This is a genomic window from Cohnella baijiui (genome assembly GCF_020731285.1).
GTDB lineage: Bacteria > Bacillota > Bacilli > Paenibacillales > Paenibacillaceae > Cohnella.
Genome location: NZ_JAJFOW010000381.1, coordinates 1 through 229 on the forward strand (window position 1 = coordinate 1; position 229 = coordinate 229).

The window sequence follows — 229 nt, forward strand, 5'->3', positions numbered from 1 at the left end:
GGGGCAAAGAAACGATAGATGAGTCGCTGGGAGATGTGAAATTTTCCTTATCACCGCGGGCCTTTTTCCAGCTCAATCCGTCCCAGACCGTCAAGCTGTATGAGGCGGCCAAAGAGGCGGCGCAGCTGACAGGGACGGAGCGTGTGGTGGATGCTTACTGCGGTGTGGGGACGATTGCGCTCTGGCTGGCCCCTAATGCCAAGGAGGTACGCGGTATTGAGGTCATTCC

1 pseudogene is annotated in these 229 nt (G+C 57.6%); it reads left to right on the plus strand.

Annotation, left to right across the window (positions count from 1 at the left end):
- A pseudogene (locus tag LKX83_RS33045) lies at positions 1-229 on the plus strand (23S rRNA (uracil(1939)-C(5))-methyltransferase RlmD); the annotation flags it as partial.